The sequence below is a fragment of the Herbiconiux sp. J20-20 genome (assembly GCF_057365085.1).
Genome location: NZ_CP195122.1, coordinates 2207013 through 2230981, shown reverse-complemented (window position 1 = coordinate 2230981; position 23969 = coordinate 2207013). Strand labels below are relative to the sequence as shown.

The following is a 23969-nucleotide window of genomic DNA, read 5'->3' as shown; positions in this document are numbered from 1 at the left end:
CCTACGCGTCGACGCGGGGTTCGTAGCCGGCGGCGCGCAGATGATCGAGCACCAGATCGGCGTGCTCGGCACCGCGCGTCTCCATGTGGATCTCGATCTCGACCTCGCTGATCTGCAGCCCGTAGCCGTGGCGCGTGTGCAGCACCTCGACCACGTTCGCGTTCGCGTCGGCGATGATCTCGGCGATGCGCGCCAGCTGACCGGGACGATCCGGCAGCGGGATGTTGACCTTCAGGTATCGCGCCGAGGCGGCAAGACCGCGGCTGATGACGCGCTCCATCACCATCGGGTCGATGTTCGCCCCGCTCAGCACGATCACGGTCGGGCCCTCGACCTGGATCTTGCCGGAGAGCACCGCGGCGACCCCGACGGCACCCGCAGGCTCGACGACGAGCTTCGCCCGCTCCAGCAGCATGACGAGCGCCTTCGCGGTCTCGTCATCTTCGACCGTCACGACGCCGTCGACGGCGCGGCGGATGATCTCGAAGTTCAGCGCACCGGGCCGCGCGACGGCGATGCCGTCGGCGATCGTCGGCGCGGTCGCCACGGTGACGATCTCGCCCGCCGCCAGTGAGACCGGATAGGACGCCGCGTTGGCCGCCTGAACCCCCACGACGCGCACCCGGCGCCCGAGGCTCGGAGCGAGCTGAGCGAACGCGGAGGCGATCCCGGAGGCGAGTCCCCCGCCGCCGATCGGAACGATGACGTTGGCGACGTCGGGCAGCTGGTCGAGGATCTCGAGGGCGATCGTGCCCTGACCGGCGACCACATCCGGGTGATCGAACGGCGGAATCAGCACGGCACCGGTGCGCTCGGCGAACTCGGCCGCCGCATGCAGGGTCTCGTCGACGACGTGACCGTGCAGCACGACATCGGCGCCGTAGCCGCGGGTCGCCTGCAGCTTCGGCAGGGCGACGCCGATGGGCATGAAGATCGTGGCCTTGATGCCCAGCTCACGTGCGGCGAGCGCAACGCCCTGGGCGTGGTTGCCGGCCGAGGCCGCCACGACACCGCGCGCGCGCTCATCGTCGCTGAGGCGCGCGAGCCGGTTGTAGGCTCCGCGGATCTTGTACGAGCCCGTCTTCTGCAGGCTCTCCGCCTTGAACCAGGTGGGACTGCCGAGCAGACCCGAGAGATAGCTGGAGTGCTCGAGCGGCGTGACGCTCACCACGTGCGCGACGCGCTCGCGAGCCGCGCGGATGTCATCGAGGGTCGGTCCCGGCAGCGGCTGGGTGGTCAGGTCGGGCGCCAGTTGGTCGGTCATGAATCGGACTCCGTCGTCGGGCTCGGCGTCGTGACTGTCGCCGCTTTGGTGCGTCGCGCACGGGGCGGCGTCTCGGAAGGCGGGAACAGATCGCTCGCGCTGGGGTTCGGGTTGGTTCGCCATTCGCCGCGGGCGAGGTAGCCGATCATCACGTTCGCCACCGCGACCACCGGCACCGCGAACAGCGCGCCCGCGATCCCCGCGACGAAGCCGCCAGTCGACACGGCGAGCACCACCGGAAGCGGGTGCACCTTGACCGCGGTGCCGATCAGGAACGGCTGCAGCACATTGCCTTCGAGCTGCTGAACGCCGATCACGATGCCGAGCATGATGACGGCGGGGATCGGGCCCAGGTAGATGAGCGCGATGAACACCGCGAGCGCGCCCGAGAGCACCGCTCCGACGATCGGGATGAACGAGCCGAGGAAGACGGCGATCGCGATCGGGATGACCAGCGGGAAGCCGCCGAGGAACAGCCCGAGGATCCAGGCGCCGAGCCCGATGCCGACGGCGTCGATGGCGGCGACCAGGATCTGCACCTTGACGAAGGAGGTGAGCGTGATCCACCCGGCGCCGCCCGCACCCGAGACGGCGACGCGCGCCGGCCGGGGGAACAGCCGAACGATCCAGGCCCAGATCGCGCGACCGTCGATCAGGATGAAGAGCGTCGCGAACAGCGCGATGAGCGCCCCGGCGAGGATCTCGCCCAGATCGCCGCCGAGCCCCAGAGCGACGCTGACGATCGTGCCGATGTCGTCTTGAATCGTGGCGATGGCGTCGTCGACGAATCCGGTGATGTCCGCTTCCGACAGGCCGAGCGGAAGCTCGACGAGGAACTGCTCGAACTCGATGAACTTCGCGATCGTCTGCTCCTGCAGCGAGGGGAAGCCCGCGCGAACCTGCCAGACCACGATCGTGATCAGTCCCGCCACGACGGCGATGATCCCGACCTCGTTGACCGCCACCGCGAGCCACTTCGGCCAGCCGTGCTTCTGGAGGAAGTTCGAGAACGGCACCAGCAGCGCCGCCAGCAGCAGCGCCACCATGAGCGGAATGACGATCAGCCGGAGCTGGATGACGAGGAAGATGACGAGGGCGGCGAGCGCCGCCACGACGAGAATGCGCCACGACCAGGCGGCCGCGGTGCGCATGCCGGGACTCACCGCGTCATCTCCGACGCGGGGCGTGGCCGCGGGTTCGGGGCTGTTCGACGCTTTCGTGGGCACCGGCCCAGTCTAGGACGCGCGCTCGGCGCGAACGGAGCCGAAAGCACACCGACGGTGTCGGCCGCGCTCACTAGGGTCGAGGTGTGCCGGACTCCCTCTCCCTCGCCGCGGCTCGCCGCGTGGCCCTGGCCGCGCAGGGATTCGGAGCCCCGAAGCCGGCGACGGTCGGCACCCGCCAGCTGAACCTGCTGCTGGATCGCCTCGGCATCCTGCAGATCGACTCCGTCAACGTGCTCGAGCGCAGCCACTACCTGCCCGTCTTCGCGCGGCTCGGCGGCTACGACAAGGAGCTGCTCGACCGGCTGACGCTTCGGCCGAAGGCACGGTATCTCGAGTACTGGGCTCATGTGGCGACGTTCGTGCCGCGCGCCGACTGGTCACTGTGGCGCTGGCGGATGGACGACTGGCGCGCCCGGGCCGCCCGCAATCCGGACGGCTGGGCGAGCACCCACGGCGACATGCTGGCGTGGGTGCGGGCCGAGCTCGCCGCGAACGGCCCGATGGCCGCGAGCGAGATGGAGCACGACGCGAACGTTCGCCGGGGCCCGTGGTGGGGCTGGAGCGATGTGAAGGAGGCGCTCGAGCACCTGTTTCTCTTCGGGGACGTCGCCACGGCGGGTCGCCGCGGCTTCGAGCGCGTCTACGCGCTGCCCGAGCAGGTGCTGCCCGCCGACGTGCTCGAGACCGAGGTCTCCCGCGAGGACGCGCAGCGCGAGCTCGTCGCGCGCGCCGCACGCGCCCACGGCATCGGCACCGTCAAAGACCTCGGCGACTACTACCGGCTCTCCGTCGCCGACACGACGCGGGCGCTGCGCGAACTCGAGGACGCGGGCGTCGTGCGCCGGGTCTCGGTCGAGGGCTGGGCGCAGCCGGCGTTCCTGCACGCGGAGGCGCGCATCCCGCGCCGCATCGAGGCGACCGCGCTGCTCTCCCCCTTCGATCCCGTGGTCTGGGAACGCGATCGGGCGCTGCGGCTGTTCGACTTCCACTACCGGATCGAGATCTACACGCCGGCGCCGAAGCGCGTCTACGGGTACTACACGCTGCCGGTGCTGGTCGACGATCGCCTCGTCGGCCGCGTCGACCTGAAGAACGACCGGCAGGCCCGCGTGCTGCGCGTGCAGTCGGCCTGGCGGGAGCCGCACGCGCCCGCTGGCGTCGAGCAGCGGATCGCCACCGAGGTGCGCGCGATGGCCGCCTGGCAGGGTCTCGAGTCGATCACGGTGGCGGATCGCGGCGACCTCGCCCGCGATCTCGCTGGGGCGCTGGGCACCTCGGAATAATATGAGCAATACCCTGGACCGCACTCGTCTGTCGTGTTAGCTTCCCGCCATGAGGAAGCTTCCCGCCATCGCGCTGTCCGCCCTCACCATCGTCGCCCTCGCCAGCTGCGCACCGCCGGAACCGACTCCGACGGCGAGCCCGGCACTGCCGAGCGCGAGTCCTGAGCCGACCGCGGAGCCCGGCCTCACGGCACCCGAGGTCCGCTTCGGCGACGGCTGCGCCGACCTCGCGCCGAGCGCCGCCATCACGGCGGCTGTCGGCGCCGACGTGGTCGAGCGAGACCTGCTCGAGACGCAGTACGCCGCCATCCCGAGCATCCCGCGCGATGCGAGCATCGCGGCACTCGGCGGCATGGTGTGCGAGTGGTCGAACGGCGAATCCAACAGCTCCGTCGTCGGGGCCGACCCCGCCTACGTGGGAGTCGCGATCAAGATCCTCGCCGAGCCGGGCGACAATTGGACCCGCTACTCGCAGCTGTACGGCTCAGGGCCGGACACGACCGAGGTGGTGTCCTGCTACGACATCGTCTGCACCGCCGACCTGCTGATCGGCGATTACTGGGTGAACGTGGATGCGGTGCGCGCGAGCGCGACCAGCGGCACGACGATCCCGTCCGCGGTGACCGCGCTGCTCACCTCGGTGCGGGATTCCGTCGACGGGTTCGGAGCTCCCGCCCCGGCGACCGCGCAGCCTGGATGGAGCGCGATCGGACCCCGGTGCGAGAACATCATCCCGCAGAGCGCGGCCGCGGTCGCGTTCGGCGTCGCCGAAAGCGACTTCCTCGCGGACAGCTACGGCGGCGGGTGGAGCCAGTTCGCGTCGGCGCAGTCGCTCGCCGGCGACCTGGAGCGCTGCGACTGGCACACCACCGCGACCGCGCTCGGAGCGCTCTCCTGGCTCAATCAGGGCGAATGGCTCGCGCGCCAGCTGGTCGACGCGGACTTCGCCTCGCCGGAGGACCTCGGCTTCGCCGGAGCGAGCTGGGATGCGGCCGCTCTCATCTGTCCGGCCGACGAGGACTGCTACGCGCACGTCCTCGTCGAGGGCAACTGGGTCCAGGTGACGGTGTATGCGGTCACCGAGTACAGCGGAGACCCGTCGATCGACCGCGAGGCCGCGCTGCGCGCCCTGGTCGCCGCGATCAGCCTCACCTGATCGCCCGGGGAGCTAGAACTTCGTCGCGTTGTTGCGCAGGCGCGCGACCCGGTCCGGGATGGGCGGGTGCGTGGCGAACATCTTGGCGAAGAAGCCGGGCTTGTTCGGGTCGCTGATCCACAGGTGCGACATGCTCGTGTTGGTCTTCCGCACCGGGCGGCCGTACTCCTGCAGCTTGAGCAGGGCGCTCGCGAGCGCCTCCGGGTGGCGCGTGGTGAGCGCGCCCGTCGCATCCGCCAGGTACTCGCGCTGACGCGAGACCGCCGCCTGCACCGCCGCTGCCACCAGCGGGGCGAGGATCGCCGCGGCGAGCCCGACGACGATCAGGATGATGCCGCCGCCGTTGTTGTTGTTCCGGCCGCGGCCGCCGAAGAAGACCATGCGCAGCAGGATGTCGGCGATCAGGCCGATGGCGATGACGAGTCCGAAGACGATCAGTGAGACGCGGATGTCGTAGTTCTTGACGTGCCCCATCTCGTGCGCCATGACGCCCTCGAGCTCCGAGTCGGTCATGATGTCGAGCAGCCCCGTCGTGGCGGCGACGACGGCGTGCTCCGGGTCGCGGCCGGTGGCGAAGGCGTTCGGCGCCGGGTCGTTGATGATGTACACCTTCGGCATCGGCATGCCCTCGGTGATCGCCAGGTTCTCGACGATCCGGTACAGCCGCGGGTTGTCGCGCTTCTCGATCTGCTGGGCGCCCGCCATCGCGAGCGTCTCCCGCGTCGCCATGTAGTACTGGAAGATCGCGTAGACGATCGCGATCGACACCGCGATGATCGCGATCGACCAGTCCTCGGTCATCCAGGCCGCGATCGTCGCGAGCGCTCCGATGATCAGGATGAACATCAGGATGATGAAAACGGTGTTGCGCTTATTGCGCGCAATCGCGCTATACACGCGTCACTCCCGAAGAACTCAGTCGCACGAACGGGGTCAGAACTGGACGCGCGGCGGCTCGGCGATCGCCGAGGGCTCGTCGACCTCGAAGAAGTCGCGCTCGGTGAATCCGAGACCCCGCACGAAGAGCGTGTTGGGGAAGATCTTGATCTTGGTGTTGAGCTCGCGCACGCCGCCGTTGTAGAACCGGCGCGAGGCCTGGATCTTGTCCTCGGTGTCGACCAGCTCGCCCTGCAGCTGCAGGAAGTTCTGGTTGGCCTGCAGCTGCGGGTACGCCTCCGCCACCGCGAACAGGCTCTTCAGCGCCGACTGGAAGTGGTTCTCCGCAACGCCCGCCTCGGCCGGCGTGGAGGCGTTGACCGTCTCCGACCGCGCCTTCGTCACGTTCTCGAAGACCTGCTTCTCGTGCGCGGCGTAGCCCTTGACCGCCTCGATGAGGTTCGGGATCAGGTCGGCGCGGCGCTTGAGCTGCACCGTGATGTCGCTCCACGCCTCGTCGACGCGCACATTGAGGCGCACGAGGCCGTTGTAGGTCGACCAGAGGTAGATGCCCACGATGACCGCGAGCAGGACGATGACACCAACCACGAGGAGAAGTTCCATGGCTCAAATATAGGGGGCGATACTTGCGGTTTCCTATGGAATGACCGTGCGCGCGAACCGTGCTCCCGCTGGGACTCGAACCCAGACTCGGCCGATTTTAAGTCGGCTGCCTCTGCCGATTGGGCTACGGGAGCGCTCCGCTCACGTTACCGCGACGGCCCGCGCGGACCCGCCTCCTCGTCCTCTGCCGCGCCTCGGCCTCCCTCCGCCCCGCCGCCCCGTGACGAAATGCAGGAAGAACGAGGATGACTGCCCGCCACTCCGGGGCAGGGATGCGCGTCCGCGCCCGGATCTCCTGCATTTCGTCGATGGTGGGGAGGATGCGGGTGGGCCGGAGGGGCGGATGCGGAGGGGGGTGCGGAGGGGAGAGACGGACGATGCCCCGCCCGGAGACCGGGCGGGGCATCGTGGGGCCGGGCGCGGAGCGCCGGCCGGTGAGGTCGTCGACTACGCCTTGGGGCGCGAGGCGAAGGTCTCGAAGGCCTCGCGCGGCGTCTCGCGCGCGGGGATGCCGACGAGGTCGCGGCGCCACAGGAAGTTGATGATCCAGTTGCCGAAGACGCGGGCCTTGCGCTCCCACATCGGCATCGCGAAGCCGTGGTAGCCGCGGTGCATCAGCCAGGCGAAGAAGCCCTTGAACGCGAGGCCGCCCTTCTGGAACACGCCGATGTAGAGGCCGAGACCGGCGACGGCACCGAGATTCTTGTGGAAGTACTCGCGCGGGTTCTCGCCGCGGATATCGGCCACGAGGTTCTTGGCGAGCAGCTTGGCCTGGCGCACCGCGTGCTGCGCGTTGGGCACGCACGAGCCGTCGGGCAGGGGGCTGCCGCCGGAGATGTCCGGCACGGCGGCCGCGTCACCGCAGCCCCAGGCGTCGGCGACGATCTCGCCCTCGGCGTCCACGACGCGGAGGTCGGCCTTCACGGTCACTCGGCCGCGCGGCTCGAGCGGCAGGTCGGTGCCGCGCAGCATCGGGCTGGCCATGACGCCCGCGGTCCAGACGATGAGGTCGGACTCGAAGGTCTCGCCGGTCGAGAGCTCGATCTTGCCGTCGACGGCGCTCGCGAGCTGCGTGTCGAGGTGGATCTCGGCGTCGCGCTGCGCGAGGTTCTTGATGACCCACTGGCTGGTCTTGAGCGACACCTCGGGCATGATGCGGCCCATCGCCTCGATCAGGTGGAAGTGCACGTCATCGGTGCTCAGCTGCGGGTACTGGCCGATGAGCGAACTCGCGAAGCTGCGCAGCTCGCCGAAGACCTCGATGCCGGCGAAGCCGCCGCCGACCACCACGAAGGTGAGCAGTCGGTCGCGCTCGGGGCCGGCGGGCAGGTTGGCCGCCTTGGCGAAGTTGTCGGTGACGCGGTCGCGGATCGCGGTCGCCTCTTCGATCGTCTTGAGGCCGATCGCCTCGTCGGCGACACCCGGGATCGGGAAGGTGCGCGAGACGGCGCCCGCGGTCACGACGATCGTGTCGTAGCTCTCGGTCCACGGCTCGCCGACCTCGGGCGTGATCGTGGCCGTCTTGGCGGCGTGGTCGATGCCGGTGACCTTGGCGGTGATGATCCGCGTCTTCTTCAGGTGACGACGGTGGCCGACGATCGCGTGCCGCGGCTCGATCGACCCGGCCGCGACCTCGGGGAGGAACGGCTGGTAGGTCATGTAGGGAAGCGGGTCAACCATCGTGACCTCGGCCTCGCCACGGGCGAGGTACTTCTCGAGCTTCTTCGCGGTGTACAGGCCGGCGTAGCCGCCACCGACGATGAGAATCTTGCGCACTGGGGGGTCTCCTTGTTGGAAAAGTCGGTCCCAATCTAGTCGCTTGCGCGGGCCCGCCTGAAATGCAGGGCCATCCCCCACGTGAACCCGACGGCGATGTACACGAGGATGCCGGTCGCCAGCCACGGCAGCAGCGTCAGCTGCCACCACGCGGGCGACAGCGCAACGGGAACGGCCTGGTCGGCGACGGGTGCCGCGGGCGGCGCGGCAGCGCGGTCGCCCGGGAAGACGGTCGCCGTCTCGACGTGGCGGTGCAACCCGATCCATTCGCGCAGGTCACCGAGCGGATTCGCCTCCACCGCCGCGACGTCGGCGCTGACCGCGGCGGCCGCATCCACGATCCCGTAGCCGTAGCTCACGTCCGGCCCGGCGGGACCCGCGTCCCGCGCCGTGGCGAGCACCCGCTGGATCACGTTCGCGGCGTCGAGCTCGGGATGCGCCGCCCGCACCAGCGCGACGATTCCGGCGACGATCGGGGTCGCCCCGCTGGTGCCCTGCCACGACACGTAACCGCCCGTGGGAGTGACCCCGACGAGCGACTCGCTCGGCGCGGCGACGCCGAGCGTGATGCCCTGCGCACTCGCATCGATGCTCGCCACTCCCGCCCGGGTGACGCCGGCCACGGTGAGCACCCCCGGAATGGTGGCGGGGGCGCCGACCCGCTCGGTGCCGCTGCCGCGGTTTCCCGCGGCCACCACGATGACCACATCGTGGTCGGCGGCGTAGAGGAACGCGTCATCCCACGAGGCGGGCCAGTCGAGGGTGTTGCGGGTGAGTGACATGTTGATGACCGTCGCGCCCTTGTCGACCGCCCAGACGACGGCCTCGGCGATCTGGTCGTCGGACGCGCTGCCGAACGAGATCGAGATGGACAGCAGGTCGGCCTCGGGCGCCGCCCCGATCACGCCGCTCGACGCGCCCGTTCCGCGACCGGCGGCGAGCGAGGCGACGAGGGTGCCGTGCTCGGAGCTCTCGCCGACGGGGGTGCGCCCGTCGCTCGACCCGGAGCCCGAGAAGTCGGCCCCGCCGGTGACAGCCGCGTCGAGTTCGGCGACGCCGCGGGCGATTCCGGTGTCGATGACCGCGATCGTCTGGCCGGCGCCGCGGGTGGTCTGCCACGCGGTGCGGATGCCGAGGTCGTCAAGCCAGTACTGCGCGTCGCGCACCCCGTCGGCGGCGGCTCCTGCCGCCTGCGGGGCCGACGCATCGGCCAGTGCCGCGGAGGCCGAGCCGGGCGCGAGCGCGAGGAGAAGCCCCGCGAGCACGACCGCGGCGCGGCGCATGGGTCTACGCGGCCGCGAGAGCGCGACCCGGCTCGTCGCACTCGCAGCGCTCGGGGCTCCAGGTCGCCCGCGCGAGCGCCCGATCGCCGATCGGGTTGACGCCGGGCCCCGCCGCGAGGGAGTGCCCGGCGAGGGCGTGCAGGCACTTCACCCGGGTCGGCATGCCGCCCGCCGAGAACCCGGCGACCTCATCGACGACGAGGATGCTCTCGCGGTCGGCCAGGTAGGACTCGTGCGCAGCGGCGTAGGCGGCCGCGAGGTCAGCGTCGGCGTCGAGCTCGGCCGACAGCTCCGCCATGACGCCGGTCGCCTCGAGCGTCGAGATCGCGGCGGTCGCCGCGGGGTGCGTCAGGTAGTACAGCGTCGGGAACGGCGTCCCGTCGTCGAGCCGCGGCTGGGTGGCGACGACGGTGGGGTTGCCGCACACGCAGCGCGCCGCGATCCCGATGACACCGCGCGCCGGTCGCCCGAGCTGTGCGGTCACCGTGTCGACCTCGGCGGAGGTGGGTGCCTCGAATGGCGGACGGGTCATCCGTCGCTCCTCAATCGGGGACTGTCGAGTTGCCCCGACTCGTCCAATTCGCTGGGCGAGAGCTCGGTGAGCCCCGCCTCGTACACCGAGCCGAGCAGCGATCGCAGCCAGTCGACCCGGGTCGTCTGGATCTGGTCGCTGATCGGCAGGTCGTCACGGGATTCCAGGAGACCGTCGTCGCCGACGACGAGGTAGCTGCGGTCGCCCGGGAACACGTAGTACAGCCGGTCGCGCGCCTGCGCCTCGATGTACGCCGGGTCGTCCCAGCGCGCGATCTCGGCCTCCAGCTCATCGACGTCGGCCTGCGCCTCACGCACCGCCTCCTCGAGTCGGGCGATCTCCTGGCGCTGCTCCACGAAGTTCTTGAGGCTCGGCGCCAGCACGACGAGCGCGCCGACGATCAGCGCCAGGACGCCGAGGGCGAAACCCGACGGACGGAACTCGCGAAGCCATGCCGTCGAGCGCGACTCCTCGGGGAGCGCAACGGGAATGCGCTGGCCCCGAGGAGCACGCGTCGACCTGGTCATGACCCCAGGGTAGGCGGGCTACGCCTGGGCGCGCGGGAAGGCGCCGCGTCCGGCGAAGGTGGCAGCCTCGCCGAGCTCCTCCTCGATGCGCAGCAGCTGGTTGTACTTGGCGACACGGTCGGAGCGGGCCGGGGCGCCGGTCTTGATCTGGCCGGCGTCGGTCGCCACCGCGAGGTCGGCGATCGTGGTGTCCTCGGTCTCGCCCGAGCGGTGCGAGATGATCGCGGTGAAGCCGGCGCGCTGCGCCATGGTGACCGCATCCAGCGTCTCGGTCAGGGTGCCGATCTGGTTCACCTTCACGAGGATCGAGTTGGCGGCCTTCTTCGAGATGCCGTCGGCGAGGCGCGTCGGGTTGGTGACGAACAGGTCGTCGCCGACGATCTGAACCTTGTCGCCGAGCTCGGCGGTGAAGTCGACGTAGCCCTGCCAGTCGTCCTCCGCGAGCGGGTCCTCGATGGTGATGAGCGGGTAGTTCGCGACCAGGTCGGCGAAGTACGCGGTCATCTCGGCGGCGCTGCGCGCGGTGCCCTCGAACTGGTACGCGCCGTCGTGGAAGAACTCGGTCGAGGCGACGTCGAGGCCGACGGCGATGTCCTTGCCGGGGGTGAAGCCGGCCTTCTCGATGGCCTCCATGAGGAAGTCGAGCGCGGCGCGGTTGCTGGCGAGCTCGGGGGCGAAGCCGCCCTCGTCGCCGAGGCCGGTCGCGAGGCCCTTGGCCTTCAGCAGGCCCTTGAGGCCGTGGTAGGTCTCGACGCCCCAGCGCAGCGACTCGGAGAAGGTCTCGGCGCCGAGCGGCACGAGGAAGAACTCCTGGATGTCGACGTTGGTGTCGGCGTGCGAGCCGCCGTTGATGACGTTGAGCAGCGGCACCGGCAGGGTGTGGGCGTTCGGTCCGCCGAGGTAGCGGAACAGCGGCAGGTCGGAGGAGTCGGCGGCGGCCTTGGCGACGGCGAGCGAGACGCCGAGGATGGCGTTGGCGCCGAGCTTCGACTTGTTCTCGGTGCCGTCGGCGGCGATCAGCTCCGCGTCGACCAGGCGCTGGTCGGCGGCGTCGAATCCTTCGATGGCCGGGCCGAGCACGTCGAGCACGGCGTCGACGGCCTTCTGCACGCCCTTGCCGAGGTAGCGGTCCTTGTCGCCGTCGCGCAGCTCGTAAGCCTCGAACGCGCCGGTGGAGGCGCCGGAGGGGACGGCGGCACGCGAGACGGTGCCGTCTTCGAGGAGAACCTCGACCTCGACGGTCGGGTTGCCTCGGGAGTCGAGAATTTCACGGGCGCCGACGGCCTCGATTGCAGACACGGGGTTCTCCTTGCGTGGTGGATGGGGGTGCCAGCGATTTCGGGGGCTGGCCCGACTGGAATCCTAGCCGCCTCGCCGGAACGGCGGGTCAGGGCAGGGCGCGCTGGAACCGGGTGAGCATCTCGGCGAAGCGCGTGAGCTCGTCGATCTCCCAGTCGTCGAGGAGGCTCTCGTAGTTGCGGCGCACGTCGGCGCGGACGCGATCGAACTGCTCGAAGGCGCCGTGGGTCGCCACGAGCAGGGTCGCCCGACCGTCCCCGGGGTCGGGCGTCTGCTCGAGCAGTCCCGCCTCGCGGAGCTGGCTGACGCTGCGGCTGACGAACGCCTTGTCGAGGTCGAAGGCGGCCGCGAGGTCACCCGCACGCACCGGGCCGTGGTGGCGCACGTACCGCAGCAGGCCGAACGCGACGAGGGAGAGCGGCGGGTCGAACTGTCGGGCGAGTTCGCGGTTCCAGCCCTTGACGGTGCGGAACAGGTCGGAGACGGCGCCCTCGATCTCGCTCGTGGCGCGTTCGCGCGCCGCGTCGTCGGCTCCCCCGCTGGTCATGGCCACCATTGTGCCGTCTTCCCGGATCAGTCCCGCGCCGTGCCGCGGTCGTCGCCCTGCGGGCCGCGCTCGGCGTCGTCGAGCACGGGCGCGCCGCCGCCGACATCGGTCGCCACCTCGATGAGGAGCTCGGCGGGCGTGTCGGCAAGGATCTCGTCTCGGGTCGCGGCCTCGACGGCCGAGTCCTTCTCGGCGCGCTGCTGGATGCCGTTCTTCGTGCCGAGCGCGATGTTGGGAAGCAGCGCGACGAGCACGATCGTGAGCACGCCGAGCGGCACCGCGATGAGGAAGATCTCGCCGATCGCGAGCCCGTAGGCCTGCTCGATGACGAGGCGCACCGGCTCGGGCAGCGTGGTCAGGTCGGGAATCGACCCGGAGCCGACCGCGGAGGCGTCGTCGACCGAGATGCCGAGGGCGACGAGCCCCGACTCGACCTCGGTGCGCACGCGGGCGGCGAGCGCCGCGCCGAGCGCGGCCACACCGGCGGCGCCGCCGAGGGTGCGGAAGAACGCGACGCCGGCGCTGGCGGCGCCGATCTCGCTCACATCCACCGTGTTCTGCACCACCAGGACGAGGTTCTGCATGAGCATGCCGACCCCGAGGCCGAGCACCGCCATGTAGAGGAACATCAGACCGAACGGGGTGTCGTAGCGCAGCGTCGACATGAGCGCGAGCCCGACGGTGAGCAGCGTCGCGCCGGTCACCATCCAGCGCTTCCAGGCGCCGGTGCGGCTGATGACGGCACCGGCCACGGTGGAGGCGACGAGCATGCCCGCGACCTGCGGCAGCGTGAAGATGCCCGACTCGGTCGGCGTCATGCCGCGCGAGAGCTGCAGGTACTGGCTGAGGAACACGGAGGTGCCGAACATGCCGACGCCGACGGCGAGGCTCGCCATCGTGGTGAGCGTGAAGGTGCGGTTCTGGAACAGCGAGAGCGGAATGATCGGCTCCTCGACCTTGAGCTCGACGAGCACGGCGAGCGCGAGGAGCACAATCGCACCGCCGAGCATCAGCCAGGAGGTCAGCGAGTTCCACTCGAACTGGCTGCCGCCGAGCGTCACCCAGATCAGCAGCAGCGAGACGCCGCCCGCGATCAGCGCGGCACCGAGGAGGTCGATCTTGACCCGGCGCGAGTGCTTGGGCAGGTGGAGGGTGCGCTGGATGAGCACGATGGCGACGATCGCGATCGGAACGGCGACGTAGAAGTTCCAGCGCCAGCCGATCGTGTCGGTGATGACGCCGCCGAGCAGCGGGCCGCCGGCGATGCCGAGCGCCATGATGCCGCCGAGGATGCCCATGTAGCGTCCGCGCTCACGGGGGCTGACGATGTCGGAGAAGATCACCTGGACCAGGGCCATCAGGCCGCCGGCGCCGATGCCCTGCACGGCGCGGAAGGCGATCAGCGTTCCCGGGTCCTGCGCGAAGCCGGAGGCGACCGAGGCCACCACGAAGATCGCGAGCGCGAGCTGCACGAGCAGCTTGCGGTCGAGCATGTCGGCGAGCTTGCCCCAGATCGGCGTGCTCACGGTGGTGGCGAGCAGGGTCGCGGTGATGATCCAGGTGAAGGTCGCCTGGTCGCCGCCGAGGTCGGTGACGATGACCGGCAGCGAGGTGGAGACGACCGTGGTGGAGAGGATCGCGACCAGCATGCCGGCGAGAAGGCCGGAGATGGCCTCGAGGACCTCACGACGTGACATGGCGGCGGGCACGCTTTCGCGCGGGGATGAACTCACAAAGACTCCTGGCATTGGTTGACAACGGTCAACCATACGCCGGAGTTGACAAAAGTCAACTATCCCAGCGGGCGCAGCTCCAGCTCATCGATCGACGTCGCGGCCGACACGAAGGCGAAGTGGGTGAAACCGTCCGCCTCGAGCGCGTCGAGCAGCACCTTCACGTTCTTGGTCCGTTGGACCAGCCGCACGCGCCCCGCCTGCTCGAGCATCCCGCTCTTGAGCGACAGCAGCCGGTCGAGCGGAACATCGGCGTCGTGCACGAGCGCGATCGCATCCGCCTCGGCCTGATCGCTCAGGCTCACCAGGTCGACCAGGCGCTCAAAGCCGAGCGAGAAGCCGGTCGCCGGGACATCGCTGCCGAGGAACCGGCCGATCATCCCGTCGTAGCGACCTCCGCCACCGAGCGAGTAGGCGACGCTCGGGTGCGCCAGCTCGAAGATCGGGCCCGTGTAGTAGCCCATGCCGCGCACCAGGAACGGGTCGAACTCGAGCGCAGAGGCCTCCCCGCGCGCCGCCGCCACGGCCTCCCCCAGCTCCGCCAGCTGCGCGATCACGGAGGCGTCGGCGCCCTCCGGCAGCGCCGCGGCGATCGCGGGCGCACCGAACGGTCCCGCGTCGGGGTCGTGCGGGCGACGCAGGAACACCTCGAAGGCGTCGACCGCGTGACCGGCGACGTCGCGCCCGCGCAGCTCGGCGATGACACCGTCGGGCCCGAGCTTGTCGAGCTTGTCGATCGTGATCAGCACCGACTCGTGGGTGGCCTCGGGAAAGCCGAAGCTCGTGAGCATGCCGATCAGCAGGCGCCGGTCGTTGACGCGGATCGTGCCGCCCTCAAGTCCCAGCGCGTCCAGGGTGTCGAGAGTCGCCAGCAGCAGCTCGGCCTCGGCGCGGATCGTGGGCTCGCCGATGATGTCGATGTCGCACTGCACGAACTGGCGGTAGCGCCCCTTCTGCGGGCGCTCGGCCCGCCAGACCGGGGCGATCTGGATCGACCGGAAGACGCTCGGCAGCTCGGCACGGTGGGAGGCGTAGAAGCGCGCGAGCGGAACCGTGAGATCGAAGCGCAGGCCGAGGTCGACGAGGTCGAGCGTCGACTCGGCGACGTGGAGCTCCTCGACGGTGAGGCCGCGCTTGAGCACCCCGAAGGCGAGCTTCTCGTTGTCTCCGCCGAGCCCGGCGTTCAGGCGCGAGCTGTCTTCGACGACCGGGGTCTCGATCTCATCGAAGCCGTGGTGCCGGTACCGCTCACGGATGACGGCGAGCACGCGTTCGCGCTGCGCCTTGTCGGCGGGAAGGAAGTCCCGCATGCCGCGGGGAGGATTGACGGAGCTTGCCACCCGGTCATTCTTCCAGGTCGGGCGTGCCGCCGGTCTCCACCGAGCGCACGTCGTCACGCAGCGAGCGCAGGGCGCCGCGCAGGGCGCGCTCGGCGTCGAGCCCCTGCTCGCGGGCCGCGGCGACCATGGCGAGCAGCTGCTCGCCGAGCTCCTCCTCCGTCGCCGGAATCGGTGCGGCCGCGCGCTCGACTCCGACCTTGGCCGCCCGGCCGAGCACCTTGTCGGCGAGCGCCAGCGCGGGCATCGCCTCGGGAATGCCGTCGAGCACGCTCGTGCGGTGCGCCTTCTCGACCGCCTTGATCGCATCCCAGTTCGCCACGACCGCATCGGCCGAGTCGGCGACGACATCGCCGAAGACGTGCGGGTGGCGCGACACCATCTTCGCCGTCATGTGCTCGGCGACGTCCTCGAGCGTGAAGCTGCCGGCCTCGGCCTCGATGTCGGCGTGGAAGAGCACCTGGTAGAGCACGTCGCCGAGCTCCTCGATCAGCTCCTCGCGCGAGCCCGACTCGATGGCCTCGATCAGCTCGTAGCTCTCCTCGACGAGGTACTGCACGAGGCTCTCGTGGGTCTGCTCGCGGTCCCAGGCGCAGCCGCCCGGCGCACGCAGCCGTGCCGCCGTCGCGATCAGCTCGTCGAGCTTCGGGTTCGGCCCCGTCACGCCTCCACCTCGCGGTCGTCGGCATGCGCCGCGAGATGCCGGGCGTAGCGCTCGGTGAGCTGCACCATCAGGTCGGGGGTGTCGCGGTCGAGACCGAACACGTAGCCGGGGAAGTCGAGCGCCTGCTGCACCTCCCAGATCTCGTCGTGGCGATCCGGCGAGAGGATGCGCGGCGGAGAGCCGACCGCGATCCAGGCGATCGGCACTACCGACTCGGGTGGCAGCTCGGTGCGCAGGTGGACGACGCCGTTGATGCGGATCTCGCTGCGGTCGCCGATGACCGCCCCGTTGAAGACGCGGACCCCGGTCGCGATGAACACCTCGTCGCCGATCGTCGCCCCCGAGATCGACGCCTGCGGGCCGACCAGGCAGTGATCGCCGATCGTGAGCGGGTCGCTCGCGGCGGCGCGCAGCACGGCGTTCTCCATCACGATCACGTGCGCCCCGATGCGGATCGGTCCGCCCTCGGCCGAGATGACGGCGCCGTGCAGGATCTGGCAGTCCGGGCCGATCGTGACGTCGCCGCTGATGACGGCGCTCGGCGACACGACGGCGGTGGGATCGATGCGAGGGGCATGCCCCGCGTGCTCGTAGCGCATGCCTCGAACTTACTCCGCACGTGCGCGAGGCTCGCGGCGAATCAGCCGACCGTGGCGATCGGACCGGTCTCGGTCGGCTCCGGCTCGGCCGGGGCGACTCCGGCACGGTCGCGCGGCATCGCCCAGGTCAGCGCGGCGAGCGCCACGCCCATCACCGCGACCCCGACGAAGACCGCACCGGATGCCTCGAGCACCGTGGCCGGGTCCGTCTCGTCTCCCCCGCGGCTGGTCACCACCGCGTTGGCGATCGCGCCGAGCACCGCCGCGCCGACGGCCTGGCCGATGGTGCGGGCGAACAGGTTGGTCCCGGTGACCACGCCGCGCTCGTGCCACGGCGCGCTGGATTGCACCGCCACGAGGCTCGGCAGCGCGGTGAAGCCCATGCCGAGACCGACGAACAGACAGAACACGGCCACCACCCAGGGCGACGGCGGCCAGGCCACCACGGCGACCGCAAGACCGACGGTCGACACGAGCACGAGCACACCGCCTCCGATCGCCGTGCGACGGAACCCCCAGCGCAGGTAGGCGCGCCCCGCGAGCGAGGCCGCGATCGGCCAGCCGATCGTGAGGGTCGCCAGCGCCAGCCCGGCGACGATCGGTGCAACGCCGATGGTGCCCTCCAGATAGGTGGGGATGAAGGCGGTCAGTCCGATCGTGACCGCGCCGATCGCGAGCCCCATGATCGAGGTGGACCAGACGATGCGCCGACCGAGCAGCGGCAGCGAGAGCACCGGCTCGGCGGCTCGGCGCTCGATCGCGACGAAGGCGACGAGCAGCACGGAGCCGGTCAGCAGCACGGCGATGCTGATCGGCGAGTCCCACGCCCAGGCGTTGCCCCCTTCGAGCACGCCGAGCAGCAGCAGCACCAGCGCGAGCGTCAGCACCGTCGCACCCGCGTAGTCGACCCGGTGCCGCTGTGCCTCGCGCTTCTCGAGGTAGTTCTTGATCAGCAGCCAGCCGGCGACGAGGCACAGCGGGATGTTGATCCAGAAGATGCCGCGCCAGGCATCCAACTGGGCGAAGACGCCGCCGAGCGTCGGGCCGAGCACCGCGGCGACCGCCCACACGCTGGCGATGTAGCCCTGCACCTTGGCGCGCTCCTCCAGCGTGTAGATGTCGCCCACGATGGTGATCGTGATCGGGAGGATCGCGCCGGCGCCGAGGCCCTGAACGGCGCGAAACACGATCAGCGAGGTCATGTCCCAGGCCACCCCGCAGAGGACCGAGCCGACGAGGAAGAGGGCGATGCCGACGAGCACGACCGGCTTGCGACCGATGGTGTCGGCGAGCTTGGAGTAGACGGGGACGGTGACGGCCTGCGCGAGCAGATAGATCGAGAACAGCCACGGGAAGGAGCTGAAGCCGCCGATGTCGGCGACGATCGTCGGCACCGCCGTCGAGAGCACCGTGGTGTCGATCGCGACCACGGCCGTCGCCACCATGATGGCGAGCAGAATGGGCCCGCGCTCCGACCTCAGACCCACATTCATTGACACAATCTCTCCTCCTGGACCACGACGGCACCGCCTCGCTGGGTGGCGGAGAATGGGCCGATGGACTCCGCGCCGCTGATCGCCCTGTTCGCGCTGATCGTCGCGCTGCTGATCGGCCGCGCGGTCACCCGCGAGCGCAATGAGTTCGCGCGGTTCCGGCGCCTGCGCAGCACCGTCGCTCGGCAGAAGGTCTACCGTCGGTGGCTGATCGAGTCGCTCGTCGTCATGGGTGGACTCAGCGCGGTGACGCTGTTCGCAAGCTCAGCGTGGGTCGCGGCCGCGCTGCAGGAGGCGCAGGAGCTTCCCGGCATCGGCGAGCTGCGGGACTGGTTCGGCAGCGGGGTCGGCTCCGGGGTCGCGATCGGTCTCGCCGTCGGTGCGGCGCTGGGCCTCGTTCTTCCCGTGGTGCTGCTGCGCCGAACCCCGATCGAGGAGATCCCCGCCGTCGGCAACATCCGGGCGCTGCTCCCCCGCACACGCGGCGAGCTGCCCTACGGTCTCGGTCTCGCGCTGAGCGCCGGCATCTTCGAGGAGCTGCTCTTCCGGCTCGCACTGCCCGCCCTGCTGTTCGGCATCACCGACGATGCGCTGCTCGCGTTCGCCGTGAGCTCCGTCCTGTTCGGGCTGCTGCACCTCTACCAGGGCCCGAGCGGCATCGCCGCCGCGAGCGCGCTCGGCGTCGGCTTCGCGCTGCTCTACCTCGTCAGCGGCTCGATCGCGCTGCCGATCCTGGTGCATGCGCTGATCGACCTGCGCTCGCTGGTGCTGATCCCGGTCGTGCTCGGCTCGGCCTGGAAGCCGCGGCCGACGCCCGCCCCGGTCACCCCGCCGACGTCGCCGGAGCCTCCGCCTGCTCCGGCATCGGAATGATCGCCTCGATCAGCTGCGTCACCCAGGCGATCAGCTCGGCATCCGCCAGCTCCTTCGGCAGCGGCACGCTGAGCGCCTTGGCCTGCGCGAAGATGCGGGCCCCGGGGTAGAGGCGCTGGAGTCGCACGGTGCGCGAGTCGGGAAGCTCCACCGGCGCGAGCCGCAGGTTGCCGCCCATCGCCACGACGTCGCCGAGCAGCGCCTTCTGCGCCAGGCGACGCAGCCGCGAGACCGCCACCAGGTGGCGCACCGGCTCGGGCGGTTCGCCGTAGCGATCGGTGAGCTCCTCGACCACCGAGTCGAGGGCGTCGTCCGGCGAGGAGGGCGAGGTCGCCGTGGAGAGCTTCTGGTAGGCCTCGAGGCGGAGGCGCTCCGACTCGATGTACTCCTCGGGCACATGCGCGTCGACGGGAAGCTCCAGGCGCAGCTCCGTCTGGCCTTCGGCGACGTCGCCGCGGAACGCGCTCACCGCCTCGCCGATCATGCGCAGATAGAGATCGAAGCCGACCCCCGCGATATGACCGGACTGCTCGCCGCCGAGCAGGTTGCCGGCGCCGCGGATCTCAAGGTCCTTGAGCGCGATCTGCATGCCGCCGCCGAGCTCGTTGTTCGCCGCGATCGTCTCGAGGCGGTCCTGCGCGGTCTCGCCGAGCGGCTTGTCGGCGTCGTAGAGGAAGTAGGCGTAGGCGCGCTCGCGACCGCGACCCACGCGTCCGCGGATCTGGTGCAGCTGGCTGAGGCCGTACTTGTCGGCCCGGTCGATGATGAGCGTGTTCGCGTTCGCGATGTCGATGCCGGTCTCGATGATCGTCGTCGTCACCAGCACGTCGGCCCGGCGCTCCCAGAAGTCGACGATGACCTGCTCGAGCGCGCTCTCGCTCATCTGCCCATGGGCGACGGCGACGCGCGCCTCCGGCACCAGCTCGGCGATGTGCGAGGCGACGCTCTGGATGCTCGAGACCCGGTTGTGCACGTAGAACACCTGGCCTTCGCGCAGCAGCTCGCGCCGGATCGCGGCGGTCACCTGCTGGTCGTTGTAGGCCCCGACATAGCTGAGGATCGGGTGGCGATCCTCCGGCGGCGTCGCCAGCGTCGACATCTCGCGGATGCCGGTGACCGCCATCTCAAGCGTGCGCGGAATCGGCGTCGCGCTCATCGCCAGGATGTCGACGTTGGTCCGAAGCTTCTTCAGCGCGTCCTTGTGCTCCACCCCGAAGCGCTGCTCCTCGTCGATGATGACGAGCCCCAGATCCTTGAACTTCACCGACTCGCTGAGGATGCGGTGGGTGCCGATGACGACGTCGATCTCGCCGCGGGCGAGCCCGTCGATCGTCTCCTTCGACTCCTTCTCGGTCTGGAAGCGGCTGAGCGCGCGCAGGTGCACGGGGAACCCGGCGAAGCGCTCGGCGAAGGTCTCCATGTGCTGACGCACCAGCAGCGTCGTCGGCACCAGCATCGCGACCTGCTTGCCGTCCTGCACCGCCTTGAACGCGGCGCGCACGGCGATCTCGGTCTTGCCGTAGCCGACGTCGCCCGAGATGAGGCGATCCATCGGGATCGGCCGCTCCATGTCGGCCTTCACCTCATCGATGGTCTGCAGCTGGTCGGGGGTCTCGGCGAACGGGAACGCCTCCTCCAGCTCGCGTTGCCACGGGGTGTCCGGACCGAAGGCGTGCCCCTTCGACGCCATCCGCGCGCTGTAGAGCTTGACCAGCTCGACGGCGATGTCGCGCACCGCCTTGCGGGCGCGCCCCTTCGCGGCCGACCAGTCGGAGCCGCCCATCTTGCTGAGCGTCGGCGACTCGCCGCCGACGTAGCGGCTTAGCTGATCGAGCTGGTCGGTCGGCACGAACAGTCGGTCGCCCGGCATGCCGCGCTTCGAGGGCGCGTACTCGATCACCAGGTACTCGCGCATCACCTTCGCGGCCTTCGAGCCGAGCGGGCCGCGGGCCTGTCGCTCGCCGCTCGCGACCTCGCGCTGCACCAGCTCGACGAACCGGCCGATGCCGTGCGTGGCATGCACGACGACGTCGCCGGCCTTCAGCTGCAGCGGGTCGACGACGTTCTTGCGCCGGCTGGCGAGCTTCTTCACCTGGCGCGAGTCGACGCCGACCGAGCGGCCGAAGAACTCCGCCTCGCTCAGCAGCGCCAGGCGCAGCTCGGGCGACTCGAAGCCGGCCTCGACCGCGCCCTGCACCAGGTAGGCGACCCCGGCGTCGAGGGCGTCCGGCAGTTCGTCGACGGGGCGGGCGGCAAGGCCCTGCTCGCCGAGCACCTGGGCCGCGCGCTCCAGCAGCCCCGGCCCCTGCGCCGCGATCACGACCGACCAGCCGGCGCCGAGACGCTCGGCGACGTGGTCGACGGCGCCGCCGTACTTGCCCGCGAAGGTCGGGGCGGCATCCGCGTCGATGCGCACCAGGTCGTCGTCGGTGTCGGCCGCGCCGAGACCGAAGGGCGAGAACGTCCACCAGGTGCGCGGGCGCGCCGCCTCGCGCAGGTCGGCGACGGTGAGGAAGTCGCCCGCATCCAGGTCGATCGGGGCGGTCGCTCCCGCGGTGGCCGCGTTCCAGGCCGCCGACAGGAACTCGCGGTTCGTCTCGACGAGGCTCACAGCCCGGTTCGCGATGCGCTCGGGCGACATCAGGGCGACGGCCGCATCCGTCGGGAAGGCGGCGGTCAGCGGCTCGAGCCGCTCCAGCAGGGCGGGGGCGAGCGACTCCATGCCCTCCACCGGGATGCCTTCGGCGATCTTGGCGAGCATCTGCTGCAGCGTCGGGAACTCGGACTGCATCTCGCGGGCACGCTGGCGCACCGGTTCGGTCAACAGCATCTCGCGGCTCGGCGGCAGTTCGACGCCGGCGAGATCGCCGGGCAGCGAGCGCTGGTCGGCGACCGAGAAGGCGCGCAGCTGTTCGAGCTCGTCACCGAAGAAGTCGGCGCGCACCGGGTGCTCGGCGTCCGGCGGGAACACGTCGAGGATGCCGCCGCGCAGCGCGAACTCGCCGCGCCGGGTCACCAGGTCGACGCGGGTGTAGGCGAGCTCGACGAGCCGGGTGGCGATCTCGTCGAGCACGTAGCCGCGGCCGCGAGTGCGCAGCTCCAACGGAGCCACCTCCGCCAGCCCGGGCGCGATCGGCTGCAGCGCCGCGCGCACGCTCGCGACCACGATCAGGTGGGCGTCGCGCTCGGTGCTCCAGGTGCGCAGCCGCCGCAGCGTGCGGATGCGGGCGCCGACCGTCTCGGCGCTCGGACTCAGGCGCTCGTGCGGCAGCGTCTCCCAGGCGGGAAACCCGAGCACGTGCGCCTCGGGGAGATAGCTGGAGAGGGCGGCCTGCACGCTCTCGGATTCGCGACTGGTCGCCGTGATGACGAGCAGCGCGCTCGGTCCGTCGCGCTGTTCGAGCAGCTCGGCGAGCAGCGGAATCCGCACGCCCTCGACGACCGCGAAGTCGGTGTCGTGCCGGGCCTCTTCCAGAGCGGTTTCGACGCTGTGGGCGCGCGCGAGCGCCGGGAGAATCCGTTTCAGGCCCATTCGGAGCAGTCTACGCGCGCGGGGCGTGCCACTTCTGCTGCGCGTCGAGCAGCCCCCGGGTCACGACGTCCTCTGTCGCGTCGGCGGCGTCGCCGAGCAGATTCGGCAGCGCGCCCCGTTCGGTGGAGGAGAACGGCTTCAGCACGAAATCGGCGGCGTCCTGCCGGCCGGGCGGGCGCCCGATGCCGATGCGCACGCGCGCGTAGTCGGGGCCGACGGCGGCGCTGATGTCGCGCAGGCCGTTGTGGCCGCCGTGGCCGCCCCCCTGCTTCAGCCGGACCGTGTCGAACGGCAGGTCGAGCTCATCGTGCAGCACGACGAGACGGGAGGCGTCGAGCGAGTAGAACTTCAGCAGCGCCGCGACGGGCCCGCCGGAGAGGTTCATGAAGCTGGCCGGTTTGGCGAGGATGACCTTCGCGGCTCCCGGAGCAATCCTGCCTTCGGCGACGACCGCGCGCGCCTTGTGCAGCCGGAAGCTCGCGCCGATGCGCTCCGCGAGCACGTCGAGCGCCATCTGGCCGACGTTGTGGCGATGCGCGGCGTAGTCGGGCCCGGGGTTCCCGAGCCCGACTACGAGCCACACATCGGCGGAGATGATCTCTCCGAACTACTCGGCGTCGGCCGCGGCTTCGGCGTCGTCGCCCTCGGCGTCGCCCTCAGCGGCGTCCTCGCCCTCGGCCTCGTCGGTCTCACCGAGGTCGGCGACCGCCGGCACGGTGATGTTCACGACGAGCGTCTCGGGGTCGCTGACCAGGGCCGCGCCGGCCGGCAGGGTGAGGTCGGAGGCGTGGATCTGCGATCCGGCCTCGAGACCCTCGACCGAGACCGTGATGCTCTCGGGGATGTGGGTCGCCTCGACCTCGAGCGACAGCGTGTTGGCGTCGAGCGCGACGATCGTGCCGACGGCGGGCTCGCCCTCGACGTGCACGTAGACGTCGACGGTGACCTTCTCGCCCTTGCGGACGACGATGAGGTCGATGTGCTCGATGATCTGGCGCACCGGGTCCTTCTGCACATCCTTGACGAGCGCGAGCGCGGGCGTGCCGGCGATGTCGAGCGTGAGCAGCGCGTTCGACTTGCGCAGGATCAGCGCGGTCTCGTGGCCCGGCAGCGTGAGGTGCTGCGGCTCGGTGCCGTGGCCGTAGAGCACGGCGGGGATCTTGTGCCCGGCACGGATGCGGCGGGCCGCTCCCTTGCCGAACTCGGTGCGAACCTCGGCAACGAGGTTGTTGTCGTCAGACATTGTTCTCTCCTGAATGGGCCCAGGGCCCGTGTGTTGGTCAACTCGAACGCAGACTGCGTGAGGACGACACGGGATCAACTCCCGGGGCCAGCCCACCGCGTC

At 70.5% G+C, this 23969-nt stretch carries 21 protein-coding genes and 1 tRNA gene; 3 read left to right on the top strand and 19 right to left on the bottom strand.

Annotated elements, in window-relative coordinates:
• Position 1: 1 nt before the first annotated feature.
• Both ilvA and ACR3ZA_RS10790 read right to left on the bottom strand, forming a co-directional pair.
• Positions 2–1264, bottom strand: a complete 1263-nt coding sequence (gene ilvA, locus ACR3ZA_RS10795) for a threonine ammonia-lyase (protein ID WP_473661958.1) — start codon at positions 1262–1264, stop codon at positions 2–4.
• Positions 1261–2490 (bottom strand): AI-2E family transporter, encoded by a 1230-nt coding sequence (locus tag ACR3ZA_RS10790; RefSeq protein WP_473661957.1) that lies wholly within the window; start codon positions 2488–2490, stop codon positions 1261–1263. Before ACR3ZA_RS10790 ends, ilvA begins: the two co-directional genes overlap by 4 nt.
• Before the next feature lie 83 nt (positions 2491–2573).
• On the opposite strand from ACR3ZA_RS10790, the gene ACR3ZA_RS10785 reads away from it, so the two are divergent.
• Positions 2574–3773 carry a DNA glycosylase AlkZ-like family protein gene (locus ACR3ZA_RS10785; RefSeq protein ID WP_473661956.1) on the top strand — a complete coding sequence of 400 codons (1200 nt, stop codon included), beginning with the start codon at positions 2574–2576 and terminating at the stop codon, positions 3771–3773.
• 49 nt (positions 3774–3822) lie between these two features.
• A complete protein-coding gene (locus ACR3ZA_RS10780) occupies positions 3823–4929 on the top strand; it encodes a hypothetical protein (RefSeq protein WP_473661955.1) in 1107 nt (368 codons plus the stop codon).
• Between the two features lie 12 nt (positions 4930–4941).
• Here ACR3ZA_RS10780 and ACR3ZA_RS10775 read toward each other — a convergent pair whose 3' ends face one another.
• The 14 genes from ACR3ZA_RS10775 to ACR3ZA_RS10710 form a co-directional block, all read right to left on the bottom strand.
• Entirely contained in the window at positions 4942–5826 is an 885-nt protein-coding gene (locus ACR3ZA_RS10775) for a M48 family metalloprotease (protein ID WP_473661954.1), read from the bottom strand.
• A 36-nt stretch (positions 5827–5862) separates the two neighbouring features.
• Positions 5863–6429 carry a LemA family protein gene (locus ACR3ZA_RS10770; RefSeq protein WP_294180989.1) on the bottom strand — a complete coding sequence of 189 codons (567 nt, stop codon included), beginning with the start codon at positions 6427–6429 and terminating at the stop codon, positions 5863–5865.
• A gap of 60 nt (positions 6430–6489) precedes the next feature.
• A tRNA-Leu gene (locus tag ACR3ZA_RS10765) sits at positions 6490–6563 on the bottom strand.
• A 313-nt stretch (positions 6564–6876) separates the two neighbouring features.
• Positions 6877–8205: an FAD-dependent oxidoreductase gene (locus tag ACR3ZA_RS10760; protein ID WP_473661953.1), complete on the bottom strand. Its 1329-nt coding sequence runs from the start codon at positions 8203–8205 to the stop codon at positions 6877–6879.
• Between the two features lie 35 nt (positions 8206–8240).
• Complete coding sequence (locus ACR3ZA_RS10755; RefSeq protein ID WP_473661952.1) at positions 8241–9488, bottom strand: S8 family serine peptidase; 1248 nt, start codon at positions 9486–9488, stop codon at positions 8241–8243.
• 4 nt (positions 9489–9492) lie between these two features.
• Positions 9493–10020 (bottom strand): DUF501 domain-containing protein, encoded by a 528-nt coding sequence (locus ACR3ZA_RS10750; RefSeq protein WP_473661951.1) that lies wholly within the window; start codon positions 10018–10020, stop codon positions 9493–9495.
• A complete protein-coding gene (locus ACR3ZA_RS10745; protein WP_473661950.1) occupies positions 10017–10547 on the bottom strand; it encodes a septum formation initiator family protein in 531 nt (176 codons plus the stop codon). The genes ACR3ZA_RS10750 and ACR3ZA_RS10745 overlap by 4 nt, the downstream gene beginning before the upstream one ends.
• Positions 10548–10565: 18 nt before the next feature.
• The gene (gene eno, locus ACR3ZA_RS10740; RefSeq protein ID WP_473554468.1) at positions 10566–11846 is read right to left on the bottom strand and encodes a phosphopyruvate hydratase; all 1281 of its coding nucleotides are present in this window, start codon (positions 11844–11846) and stop codon (positions 10566–10568) included.
• An 88-nt stretch (positions 11847–11934) separates the two neighbouring features.
• Positions 11935–12393 (bottom strand): MarR family transcriptional regulator, encoded by a 459-nt coding sequence (locus ACR3ZA_RS10735; RefSeq protein WP_473661949.1) that lies wholly within the window; start codon positions 12391–12393, stop codon positions 11935–11937.
• A 26-nt stretch (positions 12394–12419) separates the two neighbouring features.
• Positions 12420–14126, bottom strand: coding sequence for an MFS transporter (locus ACR3ZA_RS10730; RefSeq protein ID WP_473661948.1), 1707 nt, complete (start codon positions 14124–14126; stop codon positions 12420–12422).
• Positions 14127–14185: 59 nt separating this feature from the next.
• Positions 14186–15436, bottom strand: a complete 1251-nt coding sequence (locus ACR3ZA_RS10725; RefSeq protein WP_473662314.1) for an ATP phosphoribosyltransferase regulatory subunit — start codon at positions 15434–15436, stop codon at positions 14186–14188.
• Positions 15437–15470: 34 nt separating this feature from the next.
• Positions 15471–16127 carry a nucleoside triphosphate pyrophosphohydrolase gene (mazG, locus tag ACR3ZA_RS10720; protein ID WP_473554459.1) on the bottom strand — a complete coding sequence of 219 codons (657 nt, stop codon included), beginning with the start codon at positions 16125–16127 and terminating at the stop codon, positions 15471–15473.
• Positions 16124–16726: a DapH/DapD/GlmU-related protein gene (locus tag ACR3ZA_RS10715; RefSeq protein ID WP_473661947.1), complete on the bottom strand. Its 603-nt coding sequence runs from the start codon at positions 16724–16726 to the stop codon at positions 16124–16126. The genes mazG and ACR3ZA_RS10715 overlap by 4 nt, the downstream gene beginning before the upstream one ends.
• 41 nt (positions 16727–16767) lie before the next feature.
• The gene (locus tag ACR3ZA_RS10710; protein WP_473661946.1) at positions 16768–18219 is read right to left on the bottom strand and encodes an MFS transporter; all 1452 of its coding nucleotides are present in this window, start codon (positions 18217–18219) and stop codon (positions 16768–16770) included.
• 63 nt (positions 18220–18282) lie between these two features.
• On the opposite strand from ACR3ZA_RS10710, the gene ACR3ZA_RS10705 reads away from it, so the two are divergent.
• Positions 18283–19092 carry a CPBP family glutamic-type intramembrane protease gene (locus ACR3ZA_RS10705; protein WP_473661945.1) on the top strand — a complete coding sequence of 270 codons (810 nt, stop codon included), beginning with the start codon at positions 18283–18285 and terminating at the stop codon, positions 19090–19092.
• Here the strand turns inward: ACR3ZA_RS10705 and mfd are convergent.
• The 3 genes from mfd to ACR3ZA_RS10690 are packed head-to-tail and all read right to left on the bottom strand — an operon-like array spanning position 19043 to position 23867.
• Positions 19043–22624 (bottom strand): transcription-repair coupling factor, encoded by a 3582-nt coding sequence (gene mfd / locus ACR3ZA_RS10700; protein ID WP_473661944.1) that lies wholly within the window; start codon positions 22622–22624, stop codon positions 19043–19045. The two genes, ACR3ZA_RS10705 and mfd, sit on opposite strands and share 50 nt — an antisense overlap.
• A 10-nt stretch (positions 22625–22634) precedes the next feature.
• Entirely contained in the window at positions 22635–23207 is a 573-nt protein-coding gene (gene pth / locus ACR3ZA_RS10695) for an aminoacyl-tRNA hydrolase (protein WP_473661943.1), read from the bottom strand.
• 24 nt (positions 23208–23231) lie between these two features.
• Positions 23232–23867 carry a 50S ribosomal protein L25/general stress protein Ctc gene (locus ACR3ZA_RS10690; protein ID WP_473661942.1) on the bottom strand — a complete coding sequence of 212 codons (636 nt, stop codon included), beginning with the start codon at positions 23865–23867 and terminating at the stop codon, positions 23232–23234.
• Positions 23868–23969 lie beyond the last annotated feature (102 nt).

Bases quoted from the DNA above. Each gene is read 5' to 3' on its own strand.
- ilvA (WP_473661958.1), bottom strand. From the start codon at position 1,264: ATGACCGACCAACTGGCGCCCGACCTGACCACCCAGCCGCTGCCGGGA.
- ACR3ZA_RS10780 (WP_473661955.1), top strand. From the start codon at position 3,823: ATGAGGAAGCTTCCCGCCATCGCGCTGTCCGCCCTCACCATCGTCGCC.
- ACR3ZA_RS10770 (WP_294180989.1), bottom strand. From the start codon at position 6,429: ATGGAACTTCTCCTCGTGGTTGGTGTCATCGTCCTGCTCGCGGTCATC.
- ACR3ZA_RS10755 (WP_473661952.1), bottom strand. From the start codon at position 9,488: ATGCGCCGCGCCGCGGTCGTGCTCGCGGGGCTTCTCCTCGCGCTCGCG.
- ACR3ZA_RS10750 (WP_473661951.1), bottom strand. From the start codon at position 10,020: ATGACCCGTCCGCCATTCGAGGCACCCACCTCCGCCGAGGTCGACACG.
- ACR3ZA_RS10745 (WP_473661950.1), bottom strand. From the start codon at position 10,547: ATGACCAGGTCGACGCGTGCTCCTCGGGGCCAGCGCATTCCCGTTGCG.
- ACR3ZA_RS10735 (WP_473661949.1), bottom strand. From the start codon at position 12,393: ATGACCAGCGGGGGAGCCGACGACGCGGCGCGCGAACGCGCCACGAGC.
- ACR3ZA_RS10725 (WP_473662314.1), bottom strand. From the start codon at position 15,436: ATGCGGGACTTCCTTCCCGCCGACAAGGCGCAGCGCGAACGCGTGCTC.
- ACR3ZA_RS10715 (WP_473661947.1), bottom strand. From the start codon at position 16,726: ATGCGCTACGAGCACGCGGGGCATGCCCCTCGCATCGATCCCACCGCC.
- ACR3ZA_RS10710 (WP_473661946.1), bottom strand. From the start codon at position 18,219: ATGAATGTGGGTCTGAGGTCGGAGCGCGGGCCCATTCTGCTCGCCATC.
- ACR3ZA_RS10705 (WP_473661945.1), top strand. From the start codon at position 18,283: ATGGACTCCGCGCCGCTGATCGCCCTGTTCGCGCTGATCGTCGCGCTG.
- mfd (WP_473661944.1), bottom strand. From the start codon at position 22,624: ATGGGCCTGAAACGGATTCTCCCGGCGCTCGCGCGCGCCCACAGCGTC.
- ACR3ZA_RS10690 (WP_473661942.1), bottom strand. From the start codon at position 23,867: ATGTCTGACGACAACAACCTCGTTGCCGAGGTTCGCACCGAGTTCGGC.